The sequence below is a fragment of the Streptomyces viridochromogenes genome (assembly GCF_001270495.1).
Lineage (GTDB): Bacteria > Actinomycetota > Actinomycetes > Streptomycetales > Streptomycetaceae > Streptomyces > Streptomyces viridochromogenes_A.
Genome location: NZ_LGUR01000173.1, coordinates 1 through 23,453, shown reverse-complemented (window position 1 = coordinate 23,453; position 23,453 = coordinate 1). Strand labels below are relative to the sequence as shown.

At 70.9% G+C, this 23,453-nt stretch carries 19 protein-coding genes; 5 read left to right on the top strand and 14 right to left on the bottom strand.

All coding sequences use genetic code 11. The features are described 5' to 3' along the window. Positions 1-8 precede the first annotated feature (8 nt). On the top strand, positions 9-1,430 hold the full coding sequence (locus ADK36_RS17210; RefSeq protein ID WP_053198132.1) for a Cys-Gln thioester bond-forming surface protein: 1,422 nt from the start codon (positions 9-11) through the stop codon (positions 1,428-1,430). A 103-nt stretch (positions 1,431-1,533) separates the two neighbouring features. Here the strand turns inward: ADK36_RS17210 and ADK36_RS17205 are convergent, their stop codons facing one another. Next, on the bottom strand, positions 1,534-1,818 hold the full coding sequence (locus ADK36_RS17205; RefSeq protein ID WP_048584887.1) for a hypothetical protein: 285 nt from the start codon (positions 1,816-1,818) through the stop codon (positions 1,534-1,536). Between the two features lie 351 nt (positions 1,819-2,169). On the opposite strand from ADK36_RS17205, the gene ettA reads away from it, so the two are divergent. Genes ettA through ADK36_RS17190 form a run of 3 tightly spaced genes read left to right on the top strand, consistent with a single transcriptional unit; the run spans position 2,170 to position 5,015 of the window. After that, a complete protein-coding gene (gene ettA / locus ADK36_RS17200) occupies positions 2,170-3,834 on the top strand; it encodes an energy-dependent translational throttle protein EttA (RefSeq protein WP_048584886.1) in 1,665 nt (554 codons plus the stop codon). A gap of 6 nt (positions 3,835-3,840) precedes the next feature. Next, entirely contained in the window at positions 3,841-4,269 is a 429-nt protein-coding gene (locus tag ADK36_RS17195) for an acyl-CoA thioesterase (protein WP_048584885.1), read from the top strand. After that, on the top strand, positions 4,266-5,015 hold the full coding sequence (locus tag ADK36_RS17190; RefSeq protein WP_053198130.1) for a hypothetical protein: 750 nt from the start codon (positions 4,266-4,268) through the stop codon (positions 5,013-5,015). The genes ADK36_RS17195 and ADK36_RS17190 overlap by 4 nt, the downstream gene beginning before the upstream one ends. 19 nt (positions 5,016-5,034) lie before the next feature. On the opposite strand, the gene ADK36_RS17185 is transcribed toward ADK36_RS17190, so the two are convergent. Next, positions 5,035-5,439 carry a globin gene (locus tag ADK36_RS17185; protein ID WP_048584883.1) on the bottom strand — a complete coding sequence of 135 codons (405 nt, stop codon included), beginning with the start codon at positions 5,437-5,439 and terminating at the stop codon, positions 5,035-5,037. Between the two features lie 150 nt (positions 5,440-5,589). Here ADK36_RS17185 and ADK36_RS17180 point away from each other — a divergent pair, with 150 nt between their 5' ends. Further along, complete coding sequence (locus tag ADK36_RS17180) at positions 5,590-6,576, top strand: methyltransferase domain-containing protein (protein WP_053198128.1); 987 nt, start codon at positions 5,590-5,592, stop codon at positions 6,574-6,576. Positions 6,577-6,653: 77 nt separating this feature from the next. Here ADK36_RS17180 and ADK36_RS17175 read toward each other — a convergent pair whose 3' ends face one another. The 12 genes from ADK36_RS17175 to ADK36_RS17120 form a co-directional block, all read right to left on the bottom strand. After that, positions 6,654-8,084 (bottom strand): FHA domain-containing protein, encoded by a 1,431-nt coding sequence (locus tag ADK36_RS17175; RefSeq protein ID WP_053198125.1) that lies wholly within the window; start codon positions 8,082-8,084, stop codon positions 6,654-6,656. Between the two features lie 125 nt (positions 8,085-8,209). Further along, positions 8,210-9,556: a vWA domain-containing protein gene (locus tag ADK36_RS17170; protein ID WP_048587404.1), complete on the bottom strand. Its 1,347-nt coding sequence runs from the start codon at positions 9,554-9,556 to the stop codon at positions 8,210-8,212. A gap of 97 nt (positions 9,557-9,653) precedes the next feature. Next, a complete protein-coding gene (locus ADK36_RS17165; RefSeq protein WP_048587403.1) occupies positions 9,654-11,033 on the bottom strand; it encodes a PP2C family serine/threonine-protein phosphatase in 1,380 nt (459 codons plus the stop codon). Next, positions 11,034-13,592, bottom strand: coding sequence for a serine/threonine-protein kinase (locus ADK36_RS17160; protein ID WP_048587402.1), 2,559 nt, complete (start codon positions 13,590-13,592; stop codon positions 11,034-11,036). A 22-nt stretch (positions 13,593-13,614) separates the two neighbouring features. Continuing rightward, positions 13,615-14,946 (bottom strand): hypothetical protein, encoded by a 1,332-nt coding sequence (locus ADK36_RS17155; RefSeq protein ID WP_053198123.1) that lies wholly within the window; start codon positions 14,944-14,946, stop codon positions 13,615-13,617. An 80-nt stretch (positions 14,947-15,026) separates the two neighbouring features. Then, positions 15,027-16,013: a glutamate ABC transporter substrate-binding protein gene (locus ADK36_RS17150; RefSeq protein WP_234329796.1), complete on the bottom strand. Its 987-nt coding sequence runs from the start codon at positions 16,011-16,013 to the stop codon at positions 15,027-15,029. 179 nt (positions 16,014-16,192) lie between these two features. Next, positions 16,193-17,380, bottom strand: coding sequence for a hypothetical protein (locus ADK36_RS17145; protein WP_234329797.1), 1,188 nt, complete (start codon positions 17,378-17,380; stop codon positions 16,193-16,195). A gap of 548 nt (positions 17,381-17,928) precedes the next feature. Further along, entirely contained in the window at positions 17,929-18,900 is a 972-nt protein-coding gene (locus ADK36_RS17140) for an N-acetylglucosamine kinase (protein WP_048587495.1), read from the bottom strand. Beyond that, on the bottom strand, positions 18,891-20,156 hold the full coding sequence (locus ADK36_RS17135; protein WP_048587494.1) for a 6-phospho-beta-glucosidase: 1,266 nt from the start codon (positions 20,154-20,156) through the stop codon (positions 18,891-18,893). The genes ADK36_RS17140 and ADK36_RS17135 overlap by 10 nt, the downstream gene beginning before the upstream one ends. Positions 20,157-20,160: 4 nt before the next feature. Next, on the bottom strand, positions 20,161-21,051 hold the full coding sequence (locus ADK36_RS17130) for a carbohydrate ABC transporter permease (RefSeq protein ID WP_048587493.1): 891 nt from the start codon (positions 21,049-21,051) through the stop codon (positions 20,161-20,163). A gap of 2 nt (positions 21,052-21,053) precedes the next feature. Continuing rightward, complete coding sequence (locus ADK36_RS17125) at positions 21,054-21,995, bottom strand: carbohydrate ABC transporter permease (RefSeq protein WP_053198120.1); 942 nt, start codon at positions 21,993-21,995, stop codon at positions 21,054-21,056. A gap of 7 nt (positions 21,996-22,002) precedes the next feature. Next, on the bottom strand, positions 22,003-23,364 hold the full coding sequence (locus ADK36_RS17120) for an ABC transporter substrate-binding protein (RefSeq protein WP_048587491.1): 1,362 nt from the start codon (positions 23,362-23,364) through the stop codon (positions 22,003-22,005). Positions 23,365-23,453: the final 89 nt, after the last annotated feature.

The following is a 23,453-nucleotide window of genomic DNA, read 5'->3' as shown; positions in this document are numbered from 1 at the left end:
GGAATTCTGTGTTTGCTGCGTTCTCTGCGCTGTCGGTGCACGGGCGAGGGGTGGCGGCCCGCGTCGCCGCCGCGACCCTGGTGTCCGGGCTCGTCGCCGCCTCGGTGATGGCCGGCGCCGGCCCGGCCTCGGCCGACGAGGCAGCGTGGAGCCAGGGTGGGGCGACGGCCACCATAGGCGGCCTGAAGACCTACGGCGCCGCGGTCGTCCACGCCGGCTCCGGCGACCAGGAGATCTCCGCCGGTCTGTTCGAGATGTCCGTCGACGGCGGCGGCATGCTCCAGACGTACTGCGTCGACATCCACAACCCCACGCAGCGCGACGCCAGGTATCACGAGACGCCCTGGAGCGGCACCTCGCTGGGGGCCAACAAGGACGCGGGCAGGATCCGCTGGATCCTGCAGAACTCCTATCCGCAGGTGAACGACCTCGCCGTGCTCGCCGGCAAGGCGGGCGTCAGGGGCGGCCTCACCGAGCAGGACGCGGCGGCCGGCACCCAGGTGGCCGTCTGGCGCTACTCGGACGGTGTGGACGTCGACGCCGTCGACCCGCAGGCCGAGCAGCTCGCGGACTATCTGGAGAAGAACGCGCGGAGCGTGGCCGAGCCCCAGGCGTCGCTCACGCTCGACCCGCCTGCCGTCTCCGGCCTCCCCGGTGAGCGGCTCGGTCCGGTGACGGTGCACACCAACTCGGGCAGCGCGACGGTGACGCCCCCGGCGGACGCCGCCACCAGCGGGGTGCGGATCGTGGACAAGGACGGCGTGGCCGTCACCTCCGCCACGGACGGCAGCCAGGTGTTCTTCGAGGTGCCCGAGGACGCCGCGGCCGGGCAGGCGGAGCTGACCGTGCAGGCCTCGACGACAGTGCCGGTGGGGCGTGCCTTCGCCGCCGAGAGCCGCAGCCAGACGCAGATCCTGGCGGGCTCCAGCGAGTCGACCGTCTCGGCGACGGCGACCGCGACCTGGGCCAGGACGGGTGCGATACCCGCGCTGTCCGCAGCGGAGAACTGCGACAAGGGCGGCGTCGACATCACCGCGGCCAACGAGGGCACCGAGCCGTTCACCTTTGACCTGCTCGGCATCGAGTACAGCGTCCCGGCGGGCGAGTCGAAGACGGTGACGGTCCCGTTGCAGGAGGACCAGGCCTACGACTTCACCATCGAGGGGCCGGGGGGCTTCGAGAAGCGGTTCACCGGCGTGCTGGACTGCAAGACGCAGGTGAGCGAGGCCGACGAGGCGGGCAGCGCCACCCAGACCCTCAGCGAGCCGAGTCCCGCCACGGTCGGTACGGCGTCCGACGACACCAACCTCGCCGCCACAGGTGGCTCCACCGCGACCCCCCTGATCGCGGGCGTCGCCATCGGCCTGGTCCTGATCGGTGGCGCGGCGCTGGTCGTCGTACGCAAGAAGCAACAGCCGACGCGGGACTGAGACTCGGAGAAGCCAGACCAGGGGCCTGATCCACGCACGCGGACCAGGCCCCTGGCAGGTGGACCGTGTGGCACGGTCCGTTCTCCACCGGTAAGGAACGCGATTACCAGGCGCTGTTGTCGCAGCCCATGGTCGAGCCGATGTGGGTGTCCTGCGCGCCCGTGTGGCCCTCGCCGTTGAGCGCGTTGCCCAGCGCACCGTTGAGGATGCCGACCTGGCCCAGGACGTCGAGGTTCAGGTCGTGCGACTTGCAGTTGGAGCTCTGCAGGACGCTGGCCTTGTCCCCGCCATGGCCACCGTGACCGTCGGCGGTGGCCGTCCCGGCGCCCAGGAGCCCGGCGGTGCCGATGGCCGCGACCACGACGGCAGCCTTGCGAAGCTTGTGCATGTCATCTCCGAAGGAGTGAGGTGGGTGCGATCCGTGAGAGATCGACTTCGTACAGTTATGGGAGGCTAATGTGAAGAATTCCTATATGTCCTGATGGCGCGCCGGGAATCGCGCTCGCATCACGGAAGAGACGGAAAGAGTCCGGGCGGGCGGCCGGTCGGCGATGAGCGGTCGGCGGTGACCGCCAGTGATGGGCGGCCACGCCTCCCGATGGGGAACGGCCGCGGCTGCCAACAGTGAAACCCCAGGTCAGCGCCCCTCCCTCAAACGGGTTTCCCCCCAGGGGTGGCGATCCGGCAAGATGGGGTGTATCTGCCCACTGCCTGATTTCAAGCTGCCGGACGGTTTCTCTTGGCTGAGTACATCTACACCATGCGCAAGACGCGCAAGGCAATCGGCGACAAGGTCATCCTTGACGACGTCTCGCTGAACTTCCTGCCCGGCGCGAAGATCGGTGTGGTCGGCCCGAACGGTGCCGGTAAGTCGACCATTCTGAAGATCATGGCGGGGCTGGAGCAGCCGTCGAACGGCGATGCCTTCCTGTCGCCGGGGTACACCGTCGGCATCCTCCTGCAGGAGCCGCCGCTGAGCGAGGACAAGACCGTCCTGGAGAACGTCCAGGAGGGTGTCGCCGAGGTCAAGGGCAAGCTCGACCGGTTCAACGAGATCGCCGAGCTGATGGCGACCGACTACTCCGACGCGCTGCTCGACGAGATGGGCAAGCTTCAGGAGGAGCTCGACCACGCGAATGCGTGGGACCTCGACGCTCAGCTGGAGCAGGCCATGGACGCTCTCGGGTGCCCCCCGGGCGACTGGGCCGTCACCAATCTCTCCGGTGGTGAGAAGCGGCGCGTGGCGCTGTGCAAGCTGCTGCTGGAAGCCCCCGACCTGCTGCTTCTCGACGAGCCCACCAACCACCTCGACGCCGAGTCGGTGAACTGGCTGGAGCAGCACCTCGCCAAGTACGAGGGCACCATCGTGGCCGTGACCCACGACCGGTACTTCCTCGACAACGTCGCCGGCTGGATCTGCGAGGTCGACCGCGGCCGGCTGCACGGCTACGAGGGCAACTACTCCAAGTACCTGGAGACCAAGCAGACCCGTCTCAAGGTCGAGGGGCAGAAGGACGCCAAGCGCGCCAAGCGGCTCAAGGAAGAGCTGGAGTGGGTGCGGTCGAACGCCAAGGGGCGGCAGGCCAAGTCCAAGGCCCGTCTCGCTCGCTACGAGGAGATGGCCGCCGAGGCCGACAAGATGCGGAAGCTGGACTTCGAGGAGATCCAGATCCCGCCGGGCCCGCGGCTCGGCAACATCGTCGTCGAGGTCTCCAACCTCACCAAGGGCTTCGGCGACAAGGTCCTCATCGACGACCTCAGCTTCACCCTGCCGCGCAACGGCATCGTCGGCGTCATCGGCCCCAACGGCGCCGGCAAGACCACCCTCTTCAAGATGATCCAGGGTCTGGAGACCCCGGACTCCGGCGACATCAAGGTCGGCGAGACCGTCAAGATCTCGTATGTCGACCAGAGCCGCGCGAACATCGACCCGAAGAAGACCCTCTGGGCCGTCGTCAGCGACGAGCTCGACTACATCAACGTCGGTCAGGTCGAGATGCCCTCGCGGGCCTATGTCTCCGCCTTCGGCTTCAAGGGCCCCGACCAGCAGAAGCCGGCCGGTGTGCTCTCCGGTGGTGAGCGCAACCGTCTCAACCTGGCGCTGACCCTCAAGCAGGGCGGCAACCTGCTGCTCCTCGACGAGCCGACGAACGACCTCGACGTCGAGACCCTCGGCTCCCTGGAGAACGCGCTGCTGGAATTCCCGGGCGCGGCCGTGGTCGTCTCCCACGACCGGTGGTTCCTGGACCGAGTGGCCACGCACATCCTCGCCTACGAGGGCGAGTCCAAGTGGTTCTGGTTCGAGGGCAACTTCGAGTCCTACGAGAAGAACAAGATCGAGCGGCTCGGCCCGGACGCCGCCCGTCCGCACCGTGCCACCTACAAGAAGCTGACCCGGGGCTGATCGATCTTGCGCCACATCTACCGCTGCCCCCTGCGCTGGTCCGACATGGACGCGTACGGGCATGTCAACAACGCGGTCTTCGTCCGCTACCTGGAGGAAGCGCGTATCGACTTCCTGTTCCGTCCGGAGAAGGACTTCAAGCAGGGGTCGGTGGTGGCGCGCCACGAGATCGACTACAAGCGGCAGCTCGTCCACCGGCACCACCCGGTGGACATCGAGCTGTGGGTCAGTGAGATAAGGGCCGCGTCCTTCACCATCAGCTACGAGGTGAAGGACGACGACCTGGTCTACGTCCGTGCCTCGACGGTGGTCGTGCCGTTCGACTTCGAGGCGGAACGGCCGCGCCGGATCACCGCGGAGGAGAAGGAGTTCCTCCGGGAGTACATGGACGACGCGGCCGACGGAGCCGACGAGGAGGAGGCCGTCGCCGCATGACGGTGCTCCACCTCGCCGACGAGAGGGAGGCGGCGGATCTCGCGGCCTTCCTCTCCCGGCTGCTCCACTACGACCGCGGTGCCGCGGTGCGCCTCCAGGCGGCCGGCACCGCGCTCGCCGTCTTCGGGCGCCCGCCGTCCTTCGAGGTACTCGCGATCCGTGCCGTACGGCTCGGGAAGCCGTACGAGAACGGGCTCGACGTCACGCTGGACGTGACCGTCTCCGCGGGTGAACTCCTGGAGTCCGTCGACGAGTCGGCGTGCACGGCCGCCGTCCCGGCCGCTGTCACCGGGCCGCCGTGGGCGGGCGTGCTCCCGCCGCGCGGCGGCTGGCGGCGCGAGACCGGGCTGCCGGCGCCGGGCGAGCTGGGGGCGATGGTCGGCGCGGCGGTCGCCGAGTTCCGGTCCCGTACCCAGGAGTTGGCACCCGAGCTGCGTACCCGGGCCGAACTCGACCGGATCGGGCGCGAGATCTGGTCCCGGACGGTCGGGGACACCCGGCTCCCGGTCCGGGCCGTGCACGCCGCCCAGTCCTTGGGCTTCCTCCGCCCACGAGGCGACACGCACACCACCCCAGACACACGCACTACCCCAGACACACGCACTACCCCAGACACGCACACCACTGCCGACGAGGCGGCCCTCGGCCTCTTCTCGTCGGGCGCGTGGCTCAGACTGCGTACGCCCTACGGCTCGATCGCCGTACGCAGGGCGGGCCTCGGAGCGTTGGACGTCAGCGTCCGCTGACTCCCCGAAGCGGTGTGGCTCAGCCCGCCGTGTTCACCATGGACGCCGCCGCGTACGTGAGGTAGTTCCACAGCGTCCGCTCGTGCTCCTCGGACAGGCCGAGCTCGTCGACGGCGTCCCGCATGTGCTTCAGCCAGGCGTCGTGGGCCGCGCGGTCCACGGTGAACGGGGCGTGGCGCATCCGCAGGCGGGGGTGGCCGCGGTTCTCGCTGTACGTCGTCGGGCCGCCCCAGTACTGGATCAGGAACAGGGTGAGGCGCTCCGCGGCCGGGCCCAGGTCCTCCTCGGGGTACATGGGCTTGAGTATCGGGTCCTCGGCGACACCCTCGTAGAAACGGTCGACGAGACGGCGGAAGGTCTCCTCCCCGCCGACCTGCTCGTAGAAGGTCTGCTCCTGAAGCGTGCCGCGCCGAATCTCATTCACCCGTCCATGGTCTCAGACGCGGAGACGGAGGACTCCAGGCTTAGGACCAGCGCTCTGGATCATGCGAGGGGCGACAGGACGAGGAGGTTGAGGGGGCGAGCCGGCGGCTGTGTGCTCGCCTCCCGTCGCCTCCCGCAGGACAGTGGACGTATGAGCGCGCACGCTCTCGACCCTGACCTGGAGGACCTCGCCGCCTCGGCGCGGGCCGCGCTGGTGCGTGAGATCGACCTGGGCGGGGCCTGGGCCGACGACCCCGTGTGGCGGGACGCCTTCGCCGCCGTGCCACGGCATCTGTTCGTGCCGTACTACTACGTGGGCGTCGCCGGCGGCTACGAGCGGCGCTGGGGCCAGAGCCCCGACCCGGTCGGGCGCGAGCGATGGGTGCGCGGCGCGTACGCGGACACCCCGCTGGCCACCCGGCTGCGCGACGGTGAGCTGCTCTCTTCCAGCAGCCAGCCGTCCCTGATGGCGATGATGCTGGTGGCGCTGGAGGTGGCGGACGGCAACAGGGTGCTGGAGATCGGCGCCGGCACGGGCTACAACGCCGCCCTGCTCGCCCACCGGCTCGGCGACGACGACCTCGTCACCACCGTCGACCTGGAGCCGGAGATCACCGAGTCGGCCCGGCAGCACCTGGCGGCGGCCGGATACCACCCCGTCGTCCTCACGGGCGACGGCGCACGCGGTGTGCCCGAGCGCGCCCCCTTCGACCGCGTCATCGCCACCTGCGCCCTGCCGTCGATCCCACGCGCCTGGCTCGCCCAGTGCCGCCCCGGCGCCCGCATCCTGACGCCGCTCGCCACCGGCCTGGTCGCCCTCGCCGTACGTGACGCCGAGCACGCCGAAGGGCGTTTCCTGCACACGCCCGCCTACTTCGTGCCGCTGCGCGGCGGAACCCGGTCCGAACCGGAGCCCGTGCAGGTGGGCGGAGTGCCGCGCCGGGCCAGGGAGCACGAGCTGTTCCGCTTCCTGCTGGCCCTGACCCGCGGCACCCTCGACCCACAGGAGGCCTACGCGCTGTGGGAGCGCGAGGGGCAGCCGCAGCGGGAGCGGTACGGGATCACGGTCAGCGGCGAGCACGAGTGGGCGTGGCTGGACGACCCCGAGGGGCCGTACGCCTGGCCACTGCCGGGCTGAGACGCCGGGAGGGGGCGGTCGTACGGCACTTTCTCGCCGTACGACCGCCCCCTCCCGGTGTGGAGAGATCCGGAGATCTAGCCGCGCCGGATCGTGATCGTCGTCCAGGCGCCCACGTGCACCCGGTCGCCGTCCTGCAGCGGTACCGGCACGAACGGCTGGATCGGTTCCTCGGAGCCGTTCACCGTGGTGCCGTTCGTCGAGTTCTGGTCGACGACCGCCCAGGTGCCGTCCGGCTGCTGGACCAGCACCGCGTGCTGGTGCGAGACGCCCGGGTCCTCCGGCGGCACCGACAGGTCGATGTCGGGGGTGTCGCCGGTGGAGTGGCGGCGGCGGCCGATGGTGACCTGGTTGCCGGTGAGCGCACGCTGCTGCTCGGGCGAGTACGCGGGCAGGTTGAGCCCCGCGGCCTCGGGGCCGGAGCGCTGCATCATCGCCATGAAGTACTCGCGGTCCGGCCCGATGGTCGCCGTCCAGTTCAGCGGCTGTTGCTGCTGCGGGAAGGCGGGGGCGGGCGGGGGCGGGGCCTGCGTGGCGCCGGGCTGCGGGTAGCCGTAACCGCCCTGAGCCTGGCCACCGGGTGCACCGGGACCGCCCGGGGCGCCGGGACCGGACGGCGGCGAGATCACCCAGTCGTCGTCACCGCCGCCGAAGGACGGGCCGCCCTGCTGCGGACGGTTCGTCTCCTGCGGGAAGGCGGGCGGGGCCGGCGGGCCGCCCGGTGCGCCCTGCATGAAGCCCTGCGGAAGGCCGCCGGTGGCACCGGGGCCGCCGGGGGGCGTGGGGCCGGGCGGCGGCGGAACCGGCCGCGAGGGATCGCCGCCGAAGCCGCCGGGGCCGTTGCCACCAGGGTTGGGGTTGCCCGGACCGCCGGGGCCGGGGCCGAAGCCTCCCGGGCCGCCGGGGCCGCCGGAGTTCGGGTTGCCCGGGCCGGGGCCGAAGCCGCCCGGTCCGCCCGGCCCACCCGGTCCGCCGTGGCCTCCCGGCCCCTGAGGCTCCCCGCCGAACGGCGGGATCGGCTCGGCCGGGCGGTTCACCTGTGACGGACGCGAGCTCTGGTAGTCGTACGAGTCACCGCCGCCGTACGACGGTCCTGGACCCGGCGGCTGCTGGAACGGGCCACCCGGGCCGGGGCCCGGCGCCGGCTGGCGCGGGGCGGCGGGGGTGTACGACGTCGCCGTGTTGGTGAGGAAGTTCCACCGGCACTCCTCGCAGAACGGCGCACCGCCCTCACGCGGCGTACGGCACTGCGGGCAGAGCTCCGGCTCCCGGGCGGCGGGCGCGGGCGGCGGGCCGCCCGGCTGGCCGGCGTTCGGGCCACCGAACGGACCGCCGGGGCCGGGACCCGGACCGGGGCCACCGGGGCCACCGGGCGGCGGGAAGCCGTAGCCGCCGCCGGGCGGGGGCGGTGGGGGAGGGGGCGGAGGAACGGCACCGGCCATGCGGTGACCGCAGACCTCGCACCAGTCGTCGGAACCCGACTGGTGTCCGTTCGGGCAGGTCGGCATGTCGGCGCTTCCCCCTCTCCTTTCCGGCCGCTTCGACCGGATTTCTCCAACCCCAAGGGGTCAGGCTCGCTGCTTTTCAGGGTCCTGCTAGTGCACTACTGGGGTACTGCTGGGGCACTACTCGGTCACTTCTTTACACGAACAGTCTTTGTCGACCGTGTCTCGAGAGTCATCTCGTCGGCCTCCGCGACCTTCGCCTTCAGTCGCACAGTACCCGCCGCGGCATCGACCACGTCCACCACCTTCGCAAGGAGTTTCGCCGTATCCGCGTTTCCGGAGGCGCTGGCGAGCTGAACCGCCCGGCCCAGTTTGGCCGTGGCTCCATCCATATCGCCTGACTTGCGAAGATCGAGGCCCTGTTGAATGGCTTGTGCCAGTTCGGCCTGGCCGGTGTAGTGGGCGACCTGTGGGTTGATCGAGGTCGAGGCGACCATGTCGTCGGTCCATACGGCCCGTACGAGCCCCTGGGCGCCGAGGTTCTGGGCGGTGCCGTCGGGCTGCGGAATGACCAGGGAGACCCGGGCGGCGAGCATCTCCTGGCCGAGGTTCGCGGCGGGCACCTCGACGCAGACGTGGTAGTCACGGGACTCATCTCCCCAGGAGCCCGTGGGGTAGTCCCCGGCGCGGGGGCCGGCTTCGGTGCGGCGCTCGGTCAACTCCTCGACCGTGGGCGCGACCTGCTTGACGAACTTGATGGTGGTGCCGACCGGCGTCCACACCCGCAGGGCGACGTCCGCGACCTCCTTGCCCATCGCCGTCTCCATCATCTGCGTGAAGTCGGCGGCGAGACCGGCCGGGTCGGCGACGATGTCGGCGCTGCCGAGCAGGGCCGAGGCGATTGCTGTGACTTCTTTCACTTCCCAGTCGGTACCCACGCCGCGGGCGTCGCATGTGAAGCGTCCGGCGCAGGCGTCGAGCGCGGCCCGGAGGTCCTCCGGCGACTCGTGCTCGTTGCGGCCGTCGGTGAGCAGGATGCCGTGCCGGATCGCGACGTCGTCCGAGGACAGCAGGCGGTCGGCGAGGCGCAGCCAGGTGCCGATGGCCGTGCCGCCGCCCGCGCTGAGCCGGCGCAGTGCCTGCTTGGCCTGGTCGCGGGTGGTGGCGTCGGCCACGGCCAGGCGGCCGCCGCCCGGATAGACCTCCTTGGCCACATGCGTGCCGCCGACCACCGCGAAGTGCACGCCGTCGCGCAGGGTGTCGATCGCGGCGGCCGTGGCGTCGCGGGCGTTGCGCATCTTGGTCGGCGGGTAGTCCATCGAGCCCGAGCAGTCGACCATGATCGCCACGGCCGCGGACGGGCCCTGGCCCGGCGAGTAGAGGTGGGGCGCGGCGACCGCGCTGCCGACCGTGCCGCCGCCGGTCGCGGTCACCGTGACGATCGCGTTGACCTCGCGACCGCCCTCCGGCAGGTACTCGTTCTGGTACACGTCCACCGAGAACTGTGGCACGTTCGATTTCGAGAAATTGGCCATGCGTTCTCAAATCCCCCTAAAACACCCCGTGGTGGGGCAACGGCTGTCGACGGACCGGTCCCCTCCGGTCCGTTGAGGCCGTCCCCGCGGCGCGGCCTCAGGCCGATCCTGCCCCCATCGGCGGTGCAGGGAACGGCAGGACGGCCACTGTTACGTTGTCGTGGCCCCCGCCGTCGAGCGCGTGACCGACGAGGACCTGCGCGCTGTGCAGGGGCCGCGCGGCGGCGTCGAGGGGCACCACGTCGGCCATGTCCTCGGCCGCCTCCGCGTAGTTCCACAGCCCGTCCGTGCACACCACCACTACACCCGGCCGGTCCGGCTTGAAGGAAGCGGTGTGCGGCTCCAGTTCGTAGGCGTCCGCGCCGAGCCAGCCCGTGATGGCGTGGGCGCGCTCGTCGGCGTACGCCTCGGCCTCGTTCATCAGACCCGCGGCGACCATCTGCGCCGCCCAGGAGTCGTCCTCGGTGAGCCGGGCCGGGGGAGAGCTCCGGTCCACCGGGACCCAGTAGGCGCGGCTGTCGCCGACCCAGCCGACGACCAGCAGCCCCGCGGTGACCACGGCGCCGACGAAGGTACAGGCCGGGGCGTTCTGGTGGGGGCCCTGCTCGCGGGCCGTGGCCGGCTCGCCCGCCAGGGCGTTGACCGCGTTCGAGGCGGCGATGATCGCGTCGTGCATGGCCTGCTGCGGGTGCGCGCCGCGCGGCAGGGCGGCCAGCAGCGACTCGCTCGCGGCCCGGGAGGCGGCCATCGAGGCGTCGTCGGGGCGGGTCGCCGAGGACACGCCGTCGCAGACGATCGCCAGCACCGCGGGCCGGCCGTCGGGCAGCGTGCCGCTCCCGACGGCGAAAGCGTCCTCGTTGCGGTGGTGGCGCAGGCCGCGGTCGCTGACGGCGGCGACCGGACCGGCGTCCAGCTCCATGTGGTCGCGCTCGCGCGGCTGGGCGTGCCCGCAGTTCTCGCAGTACCCGTCGTGGTCGACACGGCCCGCACGGCACGCGACGCACACCTTGGTGCCCTCGGGCGGGGTCGGCGGGGCGGAGGCCACGCGCGGGTCGGGCGCCTGCAGGGTGTACTCGTCGGGCAGCGCGTACTCGTCCGGCTGCGGCGGATGGTCGAAGCGGACGCCGGAGGCCGGGGAGTCCGGGGAGCCGGCCGGAGCGGGGGGCGGCGGTGACTGCGGGAGCGGCGGTGTGCCCGGGGGCAGGTCGTGGCCGCCGGAGTCGGTGCTCTGGAGGTCCGTCGGCCGATGGGCGGCCGCCGGGGTGCCGGAGCCGTCCGGTGCGGGGGCGACGGGCCAGCCCATGCCGGGCACGCCAGGGGGCGGCGGTGAGCCGTTCATGGCGATGGTCGGGTTGTCGTCCGGCCGTACGGGCACGGCGGACAGGTCGTATCCGCACGCACCGCAGAAACGGTCACCCGACTCGAGCGGCCATTCGCAGCTCGGGCAGGCGGACAGCTGGGGCATCTGCGACATCAACTACACCCACGTCCGGGGGCGGTAACGGTTGGCACGTTCCACCAGGTCGATCCTTTCCTCGCCGCCCCGCGCGAGCCGGGCCAGCGTGCGGTACGAGCGCTCCAGACCGAAGCGCAGTCCCCGCTCGTCCAGGCCGCTGCCGAGCAGCGTCCGTCCTCCGGCGGCGGAAGGGGCGGAACCCTGGCCACCGGAGAGTATCCAGTCCAGCGCGCAGCCGAGGACTTCCGCCGACAACTGCTCCCGGCGCGCCGGGTCCAGACCGTACGCGTCCAGCGCTTCGACCTGGCCCGCGGCGGCGGTCAGGTCGTCCAGGAACGGTACGTCACCGGCGGCCGCCGTGCGTTGACGCAGCCGGGCGCGGACGGCCGCCACCCGGGCGGCCGTGTAGTGAATGGAGCTTTCCGGCACCGACTCCAGGGTCCGTACGGCACTGCGGCGGTCGCCGGTCGCGAGCTGGACGCGGGCCAGTCCGAAGGCGGTGCTCACATAGCTGGGGTCGGTGGCCCACACGAGCCGGTAGTACTCGGCGGCGTTGTCCAACTGGCCCAGCACCTCCGCGCACAGGCCGAGGGCCAGCTTGGGGGCGGGCTCGCCGGGGAAGGCGTCGTAGATCGCGTCGAAGGCGAGCGCGGCGCCCTCGTGGTCGCCGGTGACCAGCGCGGCCACGCCGCGGTACCAGACGACCCGCCAGTCGTCGGGCCGTTCGTCCTCCAGCTTCAGCAGCGCCTCGTGCGCGGTGCCGGTGTCGCCGTTCTCCAGCCAGGCCCGCACCTGCCTGAGCCGTGTCTCGGTCGACGGCGCCGGTGCGGCGGCCAGGGCGCCGAGCAGCTCGGCCGGCGCGGTCGTCATCAGCCCGGCGAGGAAACCGGCGTTGGGGTCGGCGGGGTCGACGTGCGGAACCGGAAGGGCGAGGGCGGCGGCGGGGGCGTTGACGCCCTTGACGATGCCGGGGATGCCGGCGGCGCCTACGGCACCGGCGGCGGTGGGGGCGGAGCCGACGGCGAGGGCGGGCGGGCCGGCCGAGGCGAGCGCGGGCCCCTTCTCGGTGCGCACGACCCGCGCGCCCAGCCGAGACACCTCCCCGTCCAGTTTCGGGAACAACTCCGTGTCCGTGACACGCACTTCGGGGCCGAACAGCGTCGACAGCGCCGGCCTCGCGCGCCCCGTCTGCAGGGAGACGACCTCGCGCAGGACGCCCGTCAGCTGCTCCGTCATCTCCTGGGCGGAGGCGAAGCGGCGGGCCGGGTCCGGGTCGGTGGCGCGGACCAGAAGGCGGTAGAAGGACTCGTACTGGCGGAAGACCTCGATGTTGTCCGGGTCGGGGAGGGAGTCGACGTAGACGTTCGTGTAGCCCTGGAAGTCGAAGGTCAGGACGGCGAGCGTGCGGGCGACGGTGTAGAGGTCGGACGCCACCGACGGGCCGACGTCCGCGACCTCCGGTGCCTGGTAGCCCACCGTGCCGTAGATGGCCGACTCCTCGTCGTCCATCCTGCGCACCGCACCCATGTCGATCAGCTTGAGCTGGTCCTCGGTCTGGATGGCGTTGTCGACCTTGAAGTCGCAGTACAGCAGGTTGCGGCTGTGCAGGTGGCCGAGGGCCTCCAGCGCCTCGATGCCGTACGCGCACGCCTGCTCGACGGGGAGCGGGTCGCGCTTGCCGCCGGGCGAACGGCGGCCGTTGGCGATCTCCTTCAGCGACTTGCCGCCGACGTACTCCATGACGATGTAGCCGTCGAGCGAGCCCGTGCGCTGGTCGAGGTGCTCGACGAAGTTGTAGATCCGCACGATGTTGGCGTGCTCGATCTCCGCGAGGAAGCGCCGCTCGGAGATCGCCGCCGCCATCGCGTCCTGGTCGCCGGTGTCGAGCAGGCCCTTGAGCACCACCCAGCGGTCGGACACCGCCCGGTCCACGGCGAGATAGATCCAGCCGAGGCCGCCGTGCGCCAGACAGCCCACGACCTCGTACTGGCCGTGCACGATGTCGCCGGCCTTCAGCTTCGGGACGAAGGAGTACGGGTGGCCGCACTTGGTGCAGAACCCCTCCGTACGGCCCGGGCGCTCGCCGCGCGCCCGGCCGACGGGTGCGCCGCAGTCCGAACGGGAGCAGAACCGCTTGCGCTCGGGCACCTCCGGGTTCTCCAGCACCATCGCGCGCGGGTCGGGGCGCGGCACGTCCGGGACCTGGACCAGGCCGACGCCGAGCCGGCCGCGGCCGCTGGAGCCGGCCGTCGAGCCGGAGCTGCGCACCGACACCGAGCGGCCCGTGGAACGGCCCGACAGGGCGCGTGACAGCCGCCCCGACACCGAGCGCCGGGACTTCGACGACTGCGACGACGTACGGGAACTGCCGCGGCTGGTCGAGCGGGAGCTGCCGCTGCCCGCCGAGCCGCGTGAGCCCTTGCCGCCGCTCGTCACGCCCGTGGGCGGCGAGCCGACCATGCCGGTCGCCGAGACGACCGGGGCCAGGCCGCAGGTGTCGCAGTACAGCTCACCGCCGCCCACGTCCTCGTACGACCCGTCACAGTCCGGACGTTGGCAGCTCTGCTGTGCCTGACTCATGACGACGACTCCCCCCTGTCTCTCATGCTCCCGGCCCCCCGCGGTCCTGGGGGCCGCGCGGACCCGGCACGCGTGGGCCGCCGAGCAGTTCGGCGGCGGCGTGCTGGTAGCGCAGGACCGCCTGCTCGGCGACGCGCAGGTCGCAGGGCGCGCTCCACAGCATCCGGCGCGCCGCGTCGTACCGCTCGATGAGGAACGGGTCCTCCGCGAGCCCGTGCCGGGCCACCTTCGCCTTGTACGCGTCGAGGCGGCCGCGCAGCTCGGCGCGGACCGCCAGGGGTGCGGTGACCGCGGTCAACGACTCGCGGGCGCGCAGCAGTTCGTCCTCCGCCTTCTGCTCCAGGGACTCCAGAAGCGGTGACAGGCGGTGCCACTGGGCGTGTCTGCGGTACTCGGCGGCCGTCGCCAGCTGCTCCTGAAGCACCGTCGGCGGGCCGCTGACGACGGGCACCTCCGTCGCGGCGATCTTCGCGAGGACCTCGCCGCGCGCGGTGCGGGCCTCGGCGAGCGTACGGTCCGCGCGGGACAGCACGTCACGCAGCTTGACCAGGCGCTGCTCGGCGTCCTGACGGACCGTCAGTACGGCGTCAATCTCACGGCGTACGTCCTCCAGGGCCCGCGCCTCACGGTCGTAGACCGTGGTGTCCGGCCGTCCGCCGCCCGGCGCCGAACTCCCCTGTGTGGGAACCCAGTACGCGAGCGGGTCGGACACCACCTGGGCGCGCAGGTTGGTGAGCGTGCGGGTGATGCGCTCCAGGTCGTCGCCGGCCGGGTGCTCGCCGGGGCGTACGCCGACGGAGTGCGCGAGCCGGCGGGTGCGCTGGAGTTCCGCGGCCAGTAAATCGATACGGGCGGGCAGCGCGGACCACACCGCGTCGGCGGCGACGACCATGTCCAGCGACGTCGCGTACAGCTCGTTCATCCGGTCGACCAGGGTGACGAGCGTGAACTGCTCGCTGAGCTTGCTGGAACCGCCCTGCAGCGTCGGTGCGTTGGCCGTGGCGGTCGCCGAGCCGGCTACGGTCACCGACTCGCCGCGCAGCAGTTCCGTCAGCTCCACCAGGTCGTCGCGGCTGGACCAGCGGCGGCGGGAGCGGATCTCGCGGGCCGAGCGCAACGCGTCCGTGTACGCGTCGAAGTACGCCCACAGCAGCGTGATCGACGCCTCCGCGGTCGTCCAGCGCTCCCTGGTGACGCCCGTGAGCTCGGCGCCTTCGAGGAGTCTGCGGCCCGCGTGGTCCTGCAGGGCGAGAAGCGAGGTCTCGATCGCCTCGTGCTCCTGGCCGAGCCGCGCCAGCGCACGGTCCACCTCGTCCCGGTCCATCACCGGCCCGGCGGGGTCCGTGACGCCCATCGATCACCTCTCGCTGAGTCGTGTTACGTGAGTTCTTCTCGTGCTGTCGGGCCGTCGGTCGTCCGTCAGTTGATGGTCGGTCACTTGTAGCGGGCCCCGGGAGGGGTGGCCGACGCCGACTTCTTGTCGCCCTGGTCCATGGTCGGATGCAGCCACTTCTCGTACGAGTCCCTCCAACCGCCGTCCTCGATGTAGTTCTCCAGGGTCCGGTTGACCTGGCGTACCAGATCGTCGGAGCCCCGCTTCATCGCCACGCCGTAGTACTCGTCCGTGAACAGACCGCCCTTGAGCTCCACCGCCGGGTCCTGCGCGGCCTGGCTGGCCGCGAGGGCGCCGTCCGTCACGACCGCGTCGACATCGCCGAGCTGCAACTTCACCAGGCAGTCGAGCTGGTTGGGGACGGTGGTCCCGATGTCGGTGGAGCCGGGGAGGTCGCCGTTCTTCCTGCCCTCTTCCAGGTTGTCGTACGCGGTGGAGCCCTGCGCCGAGCACACCTTCTTGTCGGCCAGGGTCTTGTTGTAGCCGGTGATCGTCGAGGTCTTGGGGGCCAGGACCTGCTGGCCGGTGACGAAGTACGGGGCGGAGAAGGCGACTTCCTTGATGCGGTCGCAGTTGATCGTCATGGTGCGGACCACCATGTCGACCTCGCCCTTCTGGATCGCCTCGATACGGCGGCTGGTCGGGATGGCCTTGAACCGCACCGCGTCGCGGTCGCCGAGTATGTCCTCGGCGATGCGGTGGACCAGGTCGATGTCGAACCCCTCCAGCTCGCCGGACGGGTTGTTCGGGTCGAGGTAGCCCCAGCGGTAGCTGTTGGTGTCGACGCCGACGATCAGGCGGCGGTCCTTGCGGGCCTTGATGGCGTCGACGGTCGGGGTGTCGCCGCCGCCGGACGGGGAGAGGCTCTGGTCCTGCGGGTTCTCGCAGTCGTCCGCCTTCGCCTGGGTGACCTGGGTGACCCGGGCGACGCCTTGGCCGGCGGTGGCCGTGCCGCGGTGGTGGCCCGGTGGCTGGGTGAGGGGCAGCAGCAGCGCGAAGGCCACCGCCAGGGCGCAGACGGTCGCCATGGCGCCCACGCCGCCCCAGCCGCGCAGGCCGGCCCGCAGCCGCCGCCAGCCGGCCGCGCCGCGGAGTCGGGGCGAGCGATCGTGTGCGGGCGCCGGCGGGTGCGAGGTCGTCGTCTCGCGTGCGGGCGGCGTCTCGTGTGAGGTCGTACTCTCGCGTGCGTTCATCGTCCTGCCCCCTCTCACCGGTACTCCGACAGCCTGCGGCCGATGCCGAGGACCGCGCCGGCCGCGCCCAGGACCGCGAGGACCGCGGCGCCGGTCGGGAGGCCGGTCAGCGAGCCACGGCCGTCGTTCGCGGCCTGCTTGAACTCGTTCTGCTCGTGCGTGAGCGCCGTCGCCAGGGCCTTGTCCACGTTGTCGAAGCACACGCTCGTCGGCTCCTTCGCGGCGCCGATCACACGGTCGCGGGCCGCCTGGTAGTCGCCGGAGTTGTTGTCGTCGCGGGCGATGCCGTGGCGGTCCTTCCAGACCTTCATGAAGCCGTTCGCGTCCTGTACGGGCTTCTTGCCCGCCGAGTCGTCCGCGAGTTCCCCGGCTCGGTCCAGGGCCTTGCCCAGCTGGTCGATCTGCTGGTCGTAGCCCCATTCGTACGCGTCCACGACCCTGTCGTCGGCGAGCGTCTTGGTGTCCGCGCCGCGGCGGACCAGGGTCAGGTTCTCGTCGCTGCGGGCGGTCAGTGAGGCGATGCGGGCCTGGTGCAGTACGTCCAGGGAGCGGACGCCGTGGTCGTAGGAGTCGTTCAGGCCCGCGCGGGCGACGGTGTGGGAGACGGTGAGCCAGAGCAGGACGACCACGGAGGCGGCCGTGGCGGTGACCAGGCCGTGGTTCAGGACCCTGTTCGTGCGCTGGTAGTTGCGGCGCTGGGCCCAGGCCAGGGCGGCCAGGGCGGCGATGCCGAGGCCGGCGGCCGCCCAGGGGAAGGACTTCGCGTCCGCGTAGTCGTCGCGCAGGCGCTGGTTCTCCGTCTGGTAGAGCTTCTCCGCCTTGGGCAGCATGTTCTGCTGCATCATCTCGTTCGCCGCGCGCAGGTAGGCGCCGCCGACGGGGTAGCCCTGGCGGTTGTTGGCCCTGGCCGTCTCGACGAGCCCCTTGTACTCCGGGAGCAGTCTGCTCAGGTCCGCGATGGTCTTCGCCGAGGCGGAGCCCGGTTCGGAGTTGGCGGCGGCCTTGACGAGCTTGGCGGCGGCCGTACGGATGTCCCTCTCGTATCCCTCGCGCATGGCCGGCTTCTCCTGGAGGCCGGCCAGGTAGCCGCTGGCGGCGGCGGTGTTGGCGTCGGCGAGGGAGCGGTAGATGTCGGCCGCGTCGGAGCTGAGGGGCTGGCTGCGGTTGACGACGTCGTCCGCGGCGGAGGACCTGTCGGTCATCTGCCAGGCCGTTACGGCGCCGAACGCGACGACCAGGGCGGCGAGGAGGGCGCCGATGATGCGAAGGCGGCCGGGTTCGGTGGTGGCGGCCGCGCGAAGCTGGTCGAAGCCCTCGGCGAAGGCGGTGCGGCGGGGTTCCGTGGGGGGTGGGGGGGTTCGGGGGGGGGGGGGGGGGGGGGGGGGGGGGGGCGAACCGGGTGGCCGTTGGCGGTGGGTACGGGCTGTGGCGGAACCGACGGCATGGTGGGTGCGCTGCTGTTCGGCGTCTGTGTCACTGTTGACCTCCCCCGTGGTCATCCGTCGCCGCAAGTATCGCTGCCGGGACTGACATCCGCACCGGCCTTCGCTGGATCTTGATCGGATCGCAGCGCGGATCCCGAAATTCCGGCATACCGAAACACGTTTCGCACGAGCCCCCTGCCCATGAATACGCCGGGGGAATCTGTTCGGTTCCAGGTTCGAGGGTGGGTGCGGTCGCGGGTCGCGGCCGAGGCCCTTCGGGCCGATGGGGGCCCAGGGGGCGGGGAGCCCCCTGGTGGGGTCGCTGTTCACGGCTCGAAGTGTCGGCGGAGCCGGGCGTGCACCTCCTCCGGCGCTCCCGCCGCGTCCAGCCCCAACAGCGCCGCCCCCAGCACCGGACTCGCCGCGACCACGCCCGGTACCGCCCTGGGAGCGCGGGAGGCGAGCAAGTCGCGGATACCGTCGATCAGTTGGGGGTGCCGGGCCGCCAGGACGCCTCCGCCCAGCAGCACCGGTGCTTCTTCCTCCAGCAGGTCCAGCCGGGTCAGAGCCACCGTCGCCATCGTGACCACTTCGTCGGCCAGGCGGTCGACGATGCCGCGGGCGATCGGATCGCCGGAGGCTGCCGTGGTGAAGAGGACCGGGGTCAGTTCGTGGCGGCGGGTCGGGGCGATGTGTTCGAGGTGCAGGGCCTCGATCAGGGCGTACATGGTGGGGAGGCCGAAGTGGGCGGGGAGGGTGTGCGTCAGTGTCGTGGGCGCTCCGCGGCCGTCCTCAGCGCGTGCCGCGTGCCACAGCGCCTCCTCCGCCAGGCCCCAGCCGCCGCCCCAGTCGCCGGAGATGCGGCCCAGCGCGGGGAAACGGGCCGTACGGCCGTCGGGGCGCATGCCCACGCAGTTGATGCCGGCGCCGCAGACGACGGCCACCCCGCGGGGTTCCGTCACGCCCGCGCGCAGGATCGCGAAGGTGTCGTTGCGGACCTCGACGGTCGTGCCCCACGCGCGTGTGTGCAGGGCCGTCGCCAGTTGTTCCTCCTCCACGGGGAAGTCGGCGTTCGCCAGGCAGGCCGAGACGTGGTCGGCCGATGTCACGCCGGCCGCGGTGAACGCCTGCTTCACCGTTTCGGCGAGGCCGTCGACCGCCGGCCCGACGCCCACCGCCGGTGGCCGGAACCCGCCGCCGCGGGCCGTGGCCAGGACGGTTCCGTCGGGTGCCACGACTGCCACGTCGGTCTTGCTGTTGCCCGCGTCTACGGCGAGGACACGTGCGGTCATGCCCACGCGAGGTGCTCCCGGTTGTGTGCGATCAGTCGGTCGGTGAGGGTGTCGGCGTACTCGTACTGGCCGACCAGCGGGTGGCAGAGGAGGGCCTTGAAGACGCGGTCGCGGCCGCCGTGCAGGGCCGCTCGCAGGGCCAGGTCCTCGTAGGCCGTCACCTGGGCCATGAGGCCCGCGTAGAGGGGGTCGACGGGTGGTACGGGGAGGGGGGTCGCGCCCTTCGCCCCCACTGATGCCTGTACTTCGATCACAGCGTCGTCGGGGAGGAAGGGGAGCGTGCCGTTGTTGTGGGTGTTCACCACCTGGTACGGGCTGCCCGCCCCGCCCAGCAGCGCCGCCGCCAGGTCCACGGCCGCCTCCGAGTAGTAGGCGCCGCCCCGCTTGGCCAGCAGGTCCGGCTTCTCGTCCAGGGACGGGTCGGCGTACAGGGTCAGCAACTGGCGTTCCATTTCGGCCACTTCCGCGGCCCTGGAGGGCTTTGTTCGCAGCTCCCGTACCACTTCGTCGTGGGCGTAGTAGTAGCGCAGGTAGTACGACGGGACCACGGCGAGGCGGTTCAGGAGGGCGCGGGGGAGGTGCAGGTCGGCGGCGATCGTGTCGCCGTGGTCGGTCAGGAGTTTCGGCAGGATGTTCTCGCCCTCGGGGCCGCCCAGGCGTACGCCGGTCTCCCAGGTGAGGTGGTTGAGGCCCACGTGGTCGAGGTGGATCTCGGAGGCGGGGACGTCGAGCAGCGTCGCGAACTTGCGTTGGAAGCCGATCGCCACGTTGCACAGGCCGACCGCCTTGTGGCCCTCCTGGAGCAGGGCCCGGGTCACGATGCCGACCGGGTTGGTGAAGTCGATGATCCAGGCGGTGGGGTTGGTGCGGCGGACCCGGTCCGCGATGTCGAGGACGACGGGGACGGTGCGCAGGGCCTTCGCCAGGCCGCCGGCGCCCGTCGTCTCCTGGCCGACGCAGCCGCATTCCAGGGGCCAGGTCTCGTCCTGCTCGCGGGCCGCCTGGCCGCCGACGCGGAGTTGGAGGAGGACGGCGTCGGCGCCGTCCACTGCCGCGTCCAGGTCGGTGGTGGTGATGATCCTGCCGTTGTGGGCCTGGCGGGTGAAGATGCGGCGGGCCAGGGCGCCGATCAGTTCCAGGCGGTCCGTCGCGGGGTCGGTGAGGACCAGTTCCTCTATGGGGAGGGTGTCGCGGAGGCGGGCGAAGCCGTCGATGAGTTCGGGGGTGTAGGTCGAGCCTCCGCCGACCACGGTGAGTTTCATGCCATCAACCCTTTACTCCGGTGAGTGTGACTCCCTCTACGAACGCCTTCTGGGCGAAGAAGAACACGAGGATCACGGGGGCCATCACGAGGACCGTGGCGGCCATGGTGAGGTTCCAGTCGGTGTGGTGGGCGCCCTTGAAGGACTCCAGGCCGTAGGAGAGCGTCCAGGCGCCCGGGTTCTCGGACGCGTAGATCTGGGGACCGAAATAGTCGTTCCACGCGTAGAAGAACTGGAAGAGGGCCACCGCGGCTATTCCCGGTTTTGCCATGGGGAGGACGACGCGGATGAGTGTGCGGAATTCGCCGCAGCCGTCCACCCTCGCCGCGTCCAGGTACTCGTTCGGGATCGTCATCAGGAACTGGCGCAGGAGGAAGATCGAGAACGCGTCCCCGAACGCCATGGGGATGATCAGCGGCCACAGGGTGCCCGAGAGGTCCAGCTGCTTCGCCCAGAACAGGTACATCGGGATGATGATGACCTGGGGCGGCAGCATCATCATCGAGATGACCAGCATCAGCGACAGGTTCCGGCCACGGAAGCGGAACTTGGCGAGCGCGTACGCCACGGGGACGGAGGACACCACAGTGAGAAGCGTGCCCAGGCCCGCGTAGATCAGGGTGTTCTTCCACCAGGTCAGGAAGCCGGGGGTATCGAAGACCTTGGTGTAGTTGCTCCATTCCCAGGTGTCCGGGACCAGGTCGCGGGTGAGCGCCTGCTGGTCGCTCATCAGCGAGGTCAGGACGACGAACACGAAGGGCAGGGTGAAGAAGAGCGCGGCCGCGACGCCGAGGGAGTGGATCGCTATCCATTCCAGGAGCGCCCTGCGTCGGGCCGTGCGCTCGGCGGTGGTCGGGGCGTCCAACTCCACTGGCTTGTCCAGTACTTGGGTCATGGTCAGTCACCTGCCTGGATCAGTCCGCCCCGGCGCCGCATCAGCAGCGCGGTGAACGCCATGGCGAGGGCGAAGAGTACGAGCGCGACCACACAGGCCGAGCCGTAGTCGAAGCGCTGGAAGCCGAGGTTGTAGACGAGCTGAGGGAGGGTGAGTGTCGACTTGTCCGGGTAGCCCGGCTCGAACTGCTGGCCGGAGCCGCCGATGATGCCGGAGGCGACCTTCCCGGCCACCAGGGGCTGGGTGTAGTACTGCATCGTCTGGATCACGCCCGTGACGACGGCGAACATCACGATCGGCGAGATGTTCGGGAGCGTCACGAAGCGGAACCGCTGCCAGGCCGACGTACCGTCCAGCTCCGCGGCCTCGTACTGCTCCTTCGGTACGTCGAGCAGCGCGGCCATGAAGATGACCATGAGGTCGCCCACGCCCCACAGCGCGAGTGCCGTGAGGGCTGGCTTGGACCAGGTGGGGTCCGTGAACCAGCCGGGGGTCGGCAGGCCCAGGCCGTCGAGCACCGAATTCACCGGGCCGGTGCCGGGGTTGAGCAGGAAGACGAAGGCCAGGGTGGCGGCGACCGGGGGAGCCAGGTACGGGAGGTAGAAGAGGGTCCGGAAGACGCCCGCGCCGCTCTTGATCTTGGTGATGAGGAGGCCGATGCCCAGGCCGAAGAGTACTCGGCAGGTCACCATCACCAGGACCAGCCAGAGCGTGTTGCGCAGCGCCGGCCAGAACAGCGGGTAGTCGTTGAAGACGTAGGCCCAGTTGCCCAGGCCGCGGAAGACCGGTGTGCCGAAGCCGTCGTACTTCATGAGGGAGAAGTACACGGTGGACACCAGCGGGTAGGCGAAGAAGACGCCGAAACCTACGAGCCACGGTGACAGGAAGGCCACCGTTCGAAGCGCCGACCTGCGGCGCTTCGCGCGGAGAGTGTGCGTGGACATCGGGGCTCTACTTCGCCTGCTCGATGTCGGTGTCGATCTGCCGGGCGGTCTTCTCCAGGCCCGCCTTGAGGTCCTTCACCTTGCCTGACTCGTACTGGTAGCCGAAGTCCTGGAGCGTCGTCTGGTACGTCGAGCCGTTGACGGAGGCCGGCGGGGTGTTCGAGTGCGGGTTCTGGGCGATGTCCAGGAATGTCTGGAAGCCCTCGTCCACCTTCAGGTCGGGCGACTTCAGGGCGGCGAAGGTGGACGGCACGTTGTGGATGGCGTTGGCGAAGGAGACGACGGCCTCGGTGTCGGTCGTCAGGTACTTCACCAGTTCCCAGGCCGCGTTCTGCTTCTCGCTCTGCGGGGCGATGCCGATGATCGTGCCGGAGAGGAAGCCCTTGCCGTACTCGTCGACCTCGTCGTCCGCGACCGGCATCGGGGCGGTGCCGATCTCGAAGTCGGTGCCGGCCTGCTGGGCCATGCCGAGGCGCCACTCGCCGTCGAGCTGCATGGCCACCTGGCCGGTCTGGAACGGGTGCTTGGCACCCCACTCGTCACCGAAGGTGTTGCGGTACCTCTCCAGCTTCGTGAAGCCGCCGAGGTCGTCGATCAGCTTCTTCTGGTACGTGAACATCTCGGCGAAGGCCGGGTCCTTGGCGATGTTGGACTTGCCGTCCTTGTCGAAGTAGGCGTGGTCCCACTGGGACATGTAGTGGTCCACGACCGTCTCGTAGCCGTGGTACGTCGGCATGAAGCCGAGCTGCCGGTAACTGTCACCCTTGTTGACAGTCAGCTTCCTGGCGACCTTCGCGAACTCCGACCAGGTCTTCGGCGGGGACGTGATGCCCGCCTTCTCGAAGGCGTCCTTGTTGTAGTAGAGGCCGTAGGCGTCGCCCAGCAGGGGCAGGGCACAGCGGATGCCCTCGAACTGGGTGTAGTCCAGCATCGGCTTCGGGATGAGCTTGTCGAGGTCGAGCTGCGACTTCTCGATGAACGGCTTCAGGTCGAGGAAGGCGCCGGACGAGCAGAACTTGCCGATGTTGGAGGTCGTGAACGACGACACCACGTCCGGGCCGTTCGAACCGCCCGCGCGCAGGGCCTGGTTGAGCTTGTCGTCGTTGATGTTGCCGACGACCTTCACCGTGATGTTCGGGTGCGCCTTCTCGAAGCGGTCGACGTTCGCCTGGATCGCCTTGACCTCGGCGGGGGCGCTCCAGCCGTGCCAGAAGGTGATCGTCGTCCGGGCGTTGGGGTCGTCGGTGGCGGCGGACTCCGACTGGCCGGTGCAGGCCGTGGCGAGGAGGGCCAGGGAGGCGGTGGCGGCGAGGGCCGCGGCTGCCTTGCGGGACGGTGAGGGTGTGACTTTCCAGGACTTTCCGGGCATGGCGAGGTCTCCCAAGGGCGGGACGGGGTTGGGTGAGGAAAGCGGGGGGTGGAGCTGGGGACGGCCGCGGAGGGCGGGCGGGGGGGGGG